This window comes from Pseudomonas sp. 10-1B, from assembly GCF_000935045.1.
Lineage (GTDB): Bacteria > Pseudomonadota > Gammaproteobacteria > Pseudomonadales > Pseudomonadaceae > Aquipseudomonas.
Genome location: NZ_JYKS01000019.1, coordinates 63,144 through 71,026 on the forward strand (window position 1 = coordinate 63,144; position 7,883 = coordinate 71,026).

The following is a 7,883-nucleotide window of genomic DNA, read 5'->3' on the forward strand; positions in this document are numbered from 1 at the left end:
ACCGGCGAGTGAAAAAAAGGGGACAGCCTCATGCACGATTTTCTCGCGTGGTCAGGCTGACCCAATAACGCGTGCGTGTGTGCACCTGCAACGGCAGGCTGGCGGCGAGTAAAGCCAGCATCCGGTCAGTGTCGTCGAGGCGGAAGGTGCCGGTAACGCGCAGGCCCTCCAGTTCCGGCGCCCAGCGCAATACGCCGGGGCGATAGCGGCGCAGCTCATGCAGCAGCTCGCCCAGCGGGCGGTCATCCAGGCGCAGCACACCCTCGCGCCAGCCCAACTGCCATTCGTCCAAGCCTTGGACAGGGCCGACACCAGCCGCCTGCAGGCTGGCCTGCTGCCCGGCCCGCAACATCAATGCCGGGCCATGCAACGGCTGCAGGCGGGCCGCGCCGCGGGCCACCGACACCCGGCAGGCTTGATCGAACAAACGCAGGCACACCTCGGCATCGCTGACCGCCACCTGGCCGTATGGCACCTGCAAGGTCAGGCTCAGGTTGCCGGGCACTTTGACCGCCACTTCACCGCGCCGCAGGGTCAGGCGGCGGGCGCCCAAGTCGATATCGAGTGCACTGTCGGTGTTCAACTGCACGAAAGTGCCATCGCTCAGCAGCACCTGCCGACGCTCCCCTACCGAGGTGCGCATGTCGGCGGTCCAGGCATCCAGCGGCAGCTCGCGGCTCACCAGCCAGGCCGCCGGCAGCAGCGCCGCCACCCCCAGGGCCTGCTTGAGCAGTACTCGGCGGCCGGCATCCGGGCGGTCCAGGGTGGCCATGGCCAGCGCACCGGGCAGCCCGGAAAAACGCTGACGCAGCAACCAGGCCTTCTGCCAGGCGTCTTCGTGCAGGCTGCTGCTGGCGCGCCATTGTTCAAGGCGCAACAAGTCACTCTCACTGGCCCCGCCGGAATCCAGCAGTGCCAGCCAGTGGGCGGCGGCACGCACGGCTTCACGGGTTTCGGCAGAAGGTGTGGTCATTGCAACTCGGCCAACAGGCAGTGCTCGTAGGCTTGCGCCATGTAGCGTTTGACCGAGCGCTCGCAAACGCCCAGGCGCTTGCCGATTTCGGCATAACCCAAACCCTCCAGCTGGCTCCAGAGAAAGGCCTTGCGCACCGGTGCCTTCAGGCCGTCGAGCAGTTCATCCAGCGCTTGCAGGGTTTCCAGCAACACCCAGCGCTGCTCTGGCGAGGGCACATGCTGCTCGGGCAAATGCGCCAAGGCATCGAGGTAGGCTTGCTCCAGGCTGCGCCGCTGGTAGAAGTTGCTCAGCAGGCGCTTGCCCACGGTCAGCAGGTAGGCACGCGGTTCACGGATGTCTGTCAGTGGCTGGGCACTGGCGAGGATGCGCAGGAAGGTATCCTGGCTGAGGTCGGCGGCATCCCAGGCATTGCCCATGCGCCGGCGCAGCCAGCTTTCCAGCCAACCGTGATGCTCCCGGTACAGGGCTGGCAGGCTAGGCTCCGGTGGCGGCGCGGCGTCGATCATGGGAAAGGCCCTGCGATGGGAGTAAATAAGATTAATTCTAATTTACACCGCACCGCAGAACCAAGCGCTTTGTTACCGGTCAGGCAATCGCCGCGTCCACCAGCACCTGCGCTTCCTGCACCAGGCGTTGCAGGTGCGCCTCGTCGATGAAGCTTTCGGCGTAGATCTTGTAGATGTCTTCGGTGCCCGACGGGCGTGCGGCGAACCAGCCATTGGCGGTCATCACCTTCAGCCCGCCAATCGCCTGGCCATTGCCCGGCGCGTGGCTGAGGATCTGCACGATCGGCTCGCCGGCCAGTTCGGTCGACTTCACCTGCTCCGGCGCCAGCTTGCTCAGCAAAGCCTTCTGCCGCGCATCAGCCTTGGCCTCGACACGGGTGGCGAACGGCTTGCCCAGTGCTTCGGTCAGGTCGGCGTAGGCCTGGCTCGGGTTGCGCCCGGTGCGGGCGGTCATTTCGGCAGCCAGCAGCGCCGGAATCAGCCCGTCCTTGTCGGTGGCCCACACCGAACCATCACGGCGCAGGAACGAAGCACCCGCACTCTCCTCGCCGCCAAAGCCGAGCGAACCGTCGAACAGCCCCTGGGCGAAGAACTTGAAGCCCACTGGCACTTCGTACAGCTCGCGGCCCAGGCGCTGGGTAACGCGGTCGATCAGGCCGCTGGACACCACGGTCTTGCCGACGGCGGCATCGCTGCGCCATTGCGGGCGGTGGCGATACAGGTAGTCGATGGCCACGGCCAGGTAGTTGTTCGGTTGCAGCAGGCCGTCCGGGGTGACGATACCGTGGCGGTCGTGGTCCGGGTCGCAGGCGAAGGCCACGTCGAAACGCTCGCGCAGGCCGATCAGGCCCTGCATCGCATACGGCGAGGACGGGTCCATGCGAATCTGGCCATCCCAGTCGACGGTCATGAAGCGGAAGGTTGGGTCGACTTCGCTGTTCACCACTTCCAGGTCGAGCTTGTAGTGCTCGGCAATCGCCGACCAGTAGCGCACCCCGGCTCCGCCCAGCGGGTCCACGCCCAGGCGCAGTTTGGCGCCACGGATGACGTCGAAGTCGATGACGTTTTCCAGGTCGGCCACATAGTTGCCTACGTAGTCGTGGCGCTGGGTGGTCGGGGCCTGCAGCGCCTGGGCATGGTCCATGCGCTTGACGCCCGCCAGGTTCGCCGCCAGCAGTTCGTTGGCCTTGGCCTCGATCCACTTGGTCACGTCGCTGTCAGCCGGGCCGCCATTGGGCGGGTTGTACTTGAAGCCACCGCTTTGCGGCGGGTTGTGCGACGGAGTGATGACGATACCGTCGGCCAGGCCCTGCGCGCGGCCACGGTTGTAGCAGAGGATGGCGTGGGACACCGCAGGTGTGGGCGTGTATTCGTCATCCTTGGACAGCATTACCTGTACGCCATTGGCGGCCAGCACTTCCAGGGCGCTGGCGGTGGCCGGCGCCGACAATGCGTGGGTATCGGCGCCGATGAACAGCGGGCCGTCGATGCCCTTTTCCTGGCGATACAGGCAGATAGCCTGGGTGATGGCCAGGACGTGGTACTCGTTGAAACTCAATTCAAGCGAAGTGCCCCGGTGCCCCGAGGTGCCGAAGGCCACCCGCTGTGCCGCCACGGCAGCGTCGGGGCGGCCGGTGTAGTAGGCGGTGAGCAGCCGGGGAATATCGACCAGCACGCTGGCTGGAGCCGGCTTGCCTGCCAAAGGACTGAGCGTCATGCAAAAACCTCGAGATCAACGGATGTTGGTGTTGGAACGTGCAGTGTACTGAGAGTTGCAAAGGCGTGCGATGGGCGACATCAAAGAAAACATCGCCGGCAAGCCAGCTCCCACAGGGACTGCGCAAAGCTTGAGATCTGCGCGGTACCTGTGGGAGCTGGCTTGCCTGCGATGAGGCCAGTCCCGGCAATGCAAGACAGTTGCTCCAACATGGACCGCGCATACCGCTCATCTGGCTTATGACCGTCTAGAGTAGTAGCCATGCCCACCGTAAACGAAACCCCATGGCTTTCTACCGCGTGACCCACACCCACCCCCGCCTGAGCATCGCCGCCGCGGCCGGCCTGATCGGCGCCTGGCTGATACCCGCCGGCGACACCGTGCAGCACATCCTCGCCGGCTGGAACCTTGGCGTGTGGCTGTACCTGCTGCTGGTGCTCTACCTGAGCGCGAACGCCAGCCCGGAAAAGGTCCGCAGGGTCGCCCGCATCGAAGATGAAAACGCCGGCCTGGTCCTGCTCACCGTATGCATCGCCGCCATCGCCAGCCTCGCCGCAGTCACCCTGCAACTGGTCTCCAGCCGCGGCCTGCAGGGGGCAGCTCTGGCCCTGCACTATCTCTACACCGGCCTGACCGTGGCCGGCTCCTGGCTGCTGATCGGCTGTATCTTCAGCCTGCACTACGCCCGGCTGTTCTACACCGGGCAAAACCACGAGCCGCCACTGCGCTTCGCCGACGGCGAGCGCAACCCGGATTATTGGGACTTCCACTACTTCTCGTTCACCATCAGCGTGGCTGTGCAAACCGCCGACGTGGGCGTTGCCGGGCGGGGCCTGCGGCGGGTGGTGCTGGCGCACTCGCTGGTGGGGTTCATCTTCAATACAGCGATCCTGGGCTTCACCATCAACATCGCTGCCGGGTTGCTGGGCTAGGCGCACCGCTCGTCCGAAAATACTGCGCAGCGGATGCCGATGAAACCGGCATGACTGCGCGGGATAGCTGCCGCTATCGTTCACGGAAAACGTTTGCCACGCCGGCAGCCGGCAAACGCCCGCCATGAGCAAGACGTGACCGGCATCATGCATTAGTGCATTTGTCATATTTGCAGCCGGGAATCGCGCGCAGCAGGTGCTATGTTTACATTCCCGGCGGCCGCACAGGCGTGGCCAGCCGATCACCTACGTCCAGGCCTGGACAAGGAGGCTGGCATGAACAAGATGACGTTCCCCAACGCCTGCCAGGTGATGCGCTGGCATTTCCACCCCCTGGGCTTCGAGGCCAGCATGGATGCGCCGCGCAGCATGGTTGCGCGGCTATTCGACCGCGCCACCGGCGAAACCCTGCTGGCGATTGCCGGCATCCCCTGCGCGGCGATCATGGCTGCAACAGACGTGGAGCGCATCATCGAAGCCGTCGAGGCGGAAATGGACGCCTTCGTACCCGCCTTCACCCTGCGCGACGCGGTCTAGCCAGCGGCAGCATTCTCCTGGTGCAAGGCCTGCAGCTTGTCCATGAATTGCTCGGCCGGCACCGGCTGGCCCAGCAGATAGCCTTGTAGCGAATCACAGCCCAGGCGAGTGAGGAAGTCCTGCTGGCGGTCGGTCTCTACCCCTTCGGCAACGATACGCAGCCCTAGCGCCTGGCCCAGCGCCACGATCGCCGAAACGATCGCGGCATCATCGCTGTCGTGCTCCAGGTCGCGCACGAAGCCGCGGTCGATCTTCAGCTCGTTGGCCGGCAGGCGCTTGAGGTACATCAGGCTGGAATAGCCGGTGCCAAAGTCATCGATGGAAAGGTCCACCCCCATCTCAGCCAAGTGCTGCAGCACGGTCAGGCTGGCATCGGCGTCGTGCATGGCGGTGGTTTCGGTGATTTCCAGGGTCAGGCAGTTGGCCGGCAGGCCGCTCTGCTGCAGGGCCTGGGCCACGCTCTCGACCAGCCCGGCATGGCAGAACTGGATCGCCGACAGGTTCACCGCCATGCGCCAGCCCTGGTGCCCCTGGTCCAGCCACTGGCGCATCTGCCGGCAGGCTTCGTCGAGCACCCACTCACCGATGGGGATGATCAGGCCGGTCTTTTCCGCCAGGCCGATGAAGCGGTCGGGCAGCAACAGCCCCTGCTGCGGGTGCTCCCAGCGCAGCAAAGCCTCGGCGCCGATCGGCTGGCAGGCCTGGGCGTCGAACTTGGGCTGGTAGTGCAAGCGGAACTGGCGCTGCTCCAGGGCCTGGCGCAGGTCCTGCAGCAACTGCAGTTGCTGGCGGGCGTTACTGTTCATCGACACGTCGAAGAAGCTGTAGCCGTTCTTGCCGGCGCTCTTGACGTGGTACATGGCGGCGTCGGCATTGCGCAGCAGCTCGTGCTGGTCCTGGCCGTTGCCCGGGTACAGGACGATGCCCAGGCTCGCCGACAGTTGCAGGTCATGCTCGGCCACGCGGAATGGCCGCGACACCAGGTTGACCTGCTTGACCGCCACGTCCATGGCATCGTTCGGCTCCTGCAGCTCCACCAACAGCACGAATTCATCACCACCGATACGCGCCAATGTGTCCTGGCTGTGCAAATGGCCGCGCAAACGTGCCGCCACGGCCTTGAGCAACAGGTCGCCGATGTGGTGACCAAAGGCATCGTTGACCGGTTTGAAACCGTCCAGGTCGATGAACATCAGGGCGAAACAGCCGCCCTGCTCCGCCACCTTGGCGATGGCCTGCTCGATGCGGTCGGCCAGCAGGGTGCGGTTAGGCAGGCCGGTGAGGGTGTCGTGCAGGGCCAGCTGGGTGAGTTCCTGATTGGCCACGGTCAGCGAATGGGCCAACTCGGCGGTACGCGCTTCCAGGCGGGCATCCAGCACCGAGGTGAGCAAGGCCACCGCCAACACGGCCAGGGTGGTGATCAGCACCAGGTAGACCAGCCCGTCGCCTTGCAGCCCGCCAGCCAGCGCACCACAGAAACTGCCGTCAGGGAAATTCGCCGCGGCCATGCCGGTGTAGTGCATACCGACAATGGCGAACCCCATCACCACTGCGGCCAGGCCTCGAATCTGCCGCACATAAGGGGTGTGCTTGCGCAGGCGGAAGGCTATCCACAACGCTGCCGCCGAGGCGCCCACGGCAATCAACAGCGAGGCGCCGAACAGCGTCGGGTCATAGTCGATGCCTGGCAGCATGCGCAACGCGGCCATGCCGGTGTAGTGCATGCAGGCGATACCGGCCCCCATGATCAGCGCACCGAAACCCAATTGCTGCCAAGGCAGGCTAGGCTGGCTCACCAGCCATAGGGCAAAGCCCGAGGACAGCACCGCGATCAACAGCGAGAACGCCGTAAGCGCAAGGTCATAGCCCAGGGCGATGGGCAGGCTGAAGGCGAGCATGCCGATGAAGTGCATGGACCACACGCCGATGCCCATGGCCAGCGCCCCTCCCCCCATCCACACATAGACGGCCCGGCCCTTGGCCGTGGCGATGCGGCCGGTCAGGTCAAGTGCGGTATAGGACGCCAGGATCGCCACGCACAGCGAAATCAACACCAGCGAAAAGGAGTAGCTACCGGTCAGCATTGGAAGTTCCAGCAATGGGACGATTGTCCCGGAAAAAGCTGGAGATTGTACTCAAGGCCAAGCGAAACGCACGGGGTTTTTGCGAATGGGAATGGCTCTAATGGATTGGCCCTACGCGATCATGCAGGAATGCGCGGTATTTTGTGAGAACTGGCTTGGACTGCCCCGAAACCTGCACAGCACCCTGTGGGAGATCACGCAGCCCTACGGGCTGCGCTGTCGCGCAGAGAACTCAATTCGTAAGCGCGACGCGGCCTGTGGGAGCGGGCGTGCCCGCGAAGAATCCAGCACGGTGGATGGCACCGGCTTTGCCGGTGTTCGCGGCTAAAGCCGCTCCCACATGGACCGCGCAAGCCCACAGCCTGCGCCCGAAACCTGCACAGTACCTGTAGGAGCGGGTTTACCCGCGAAGAATCCAGCACGGTGGATGGCACCGGCTTTGCCGGTGTTCGCGGCTAAAGCCGCTCCCACATGGACCGCGCAAGCCCACAGCCTGCGCCCGAAACCTCCACAGTACCTGTAGGAGCGGGTTTACCCGCGAAAAATCCAGCACGGTGGATGGCACCGGCTTTGCCGGTGTTCGCGGCTAAAGCCGCTCCCACATGGACCGCGCAAGCCCACAGCCTGCGCCCGAAACCTCCACAGTACCTGTGGGAGCGGGCTCGCCCGCGAAGAATCCAGCACGGTGGATGGCACCGGCTTTGCCGGTGTTCGCGGCTAAAGCCGCTCCCCCATGGACCGCGCAAGCCCACAGCCTGCGCCCGAAACCTCCCACAGTACCTGTGGGAGCGGGCTCGCCCGCGAAGAATCCAGCACGGTGGATGGCACCGGCTTTGCCGGTGTTCGCGGCTAAAGCCGCTCCCGCATGGACCGCGCAAGCCCACAGCCTGCGCCCGAAACCTGCACAGTACCTGTGGGAGCGGGCTCGCCCGCGAAGAATCCAGCACGGTGGATGGCACCGGCTTTGCCGGTGTTCGCGGCTAAAGCCGCTCCCACATGGACCGCGCAAGCCCACAGCCTGCGCCCGAAACCTCCACAGTACCTGTAGGAGCGGGTTTACCCGCGAAAAATCCAGCACGGTGGATGGCACCGGCTTTGCCGGTGTTCGCGGCTAAAGCCGCCACACATGGA

The 7,883-nt window shown here is 64.9% G+C and carries 7 protein-coding genes; 3 read left to right on the top strand and 4 right to left on the bottom strand.

The genetic code is table 11. The annotated features are described in order from the left end of the window. Positions 1-28 precede the first annotated feature (28 nt). From TZ03_RS12575 to pgm, 3 genes are all read right to left on the bottom strand, one after another. Complete coding sequence (locus tag TZ03_RS12575) at positions 29-973, bottom strand: FecR domain-containing protein (protein WP_051097960.1); 945 nt, start codon at positions 971-973, stop codon at positions 29-31. After that, a complete protein-coding gene (locus tag TZ03_RS12580; protein ID WP_051097962.1) occupies positions 970-1,482 on the bottom strand; it encodes a sigma-70 family RNA polymerase sigma factor in 513 nt (170 codons plus the stop codon). Before TZ03_RS12580 ends, TZ03_RS12575 begins: the two co-directional genes overlap by 4 nt. Positions 1,483-1,561: 79 nt before the next feature. Next, a complete protein-coding gene (gene pgm / locus TZ03_RS12585; protein ID WP_051097964.1) occupies positions 1,562-3,199 on the bottom strand; it encodes a phosphoglucomutase (alpha-D-glucose-1,6-bisphosphate-dependent) in 1,638 nt (545 codons plus the stop codon). 284 nt (positions 3,200-3,483) lie between these two features. Here pgm and TZ03_RS12590 point away from each other — a divergent pair, with 284 nt between their 5' ends. Beyond that, positions 3,484-4,131 (top strand): DUF1345 domain-containing protein, encoded by a 648-nt coding sequence (locus TZ03_RS12590; protein ID WP_051097966.1) that lies wholly within the window; start codon positions 3,484-3,486, stop codon positions 4,129-4,131. Between the two features lie 276 nt (positions 4,132-4,407). Beyond that, positions 4,408-4,668 carry a DUF1652 domain-containing protein gene (locus TZ03_RS12595; RefSeq protein ID WP_051097968.1) on the top strand — a complete coding sequence of 87 codons (261 nt, stop codon included), beginning with the start codon at positions 4,408-4,410 and terminating at the stop codon, positions 4,666-4,668. Here TZ03_RS12595 and TZ03_RS12600 read toward each other — a convergent pair. Further along, a complete protein-coding gene (locus TZ03_RS12600) occupies positions 4,665-6,752 on the bottom strand; it encodes a putative bifunctional diguanylate cyclase/phosphodiesterase (RefSeq protein ID WP_051097970.1) in 2,088 nt (695 codons plus the stop codon). The genes TZ03_RS12595 and TZ03_RS12600 overlap by 4 nt on opposite strands. Before the next feature lie 100 nt (positions 6,753-6,852). On the opposite strand from TZ03_RS12600, the gene TZ03_RS31105 reads away from it, so the two are divergent. Beyond that, positions 6,853-7,080: a hypothetical protein gene (locus TZ03_RS31105; RefSeq protein WP_160297743.1), complete on the top strand. Its 228-nt coding sequence runs from the start codon at positions 6,853-6,855 to the stop codon at positions 7,078-7,080. Positions 7,081-7,883 lie beyond the last annotated feature (803 nt).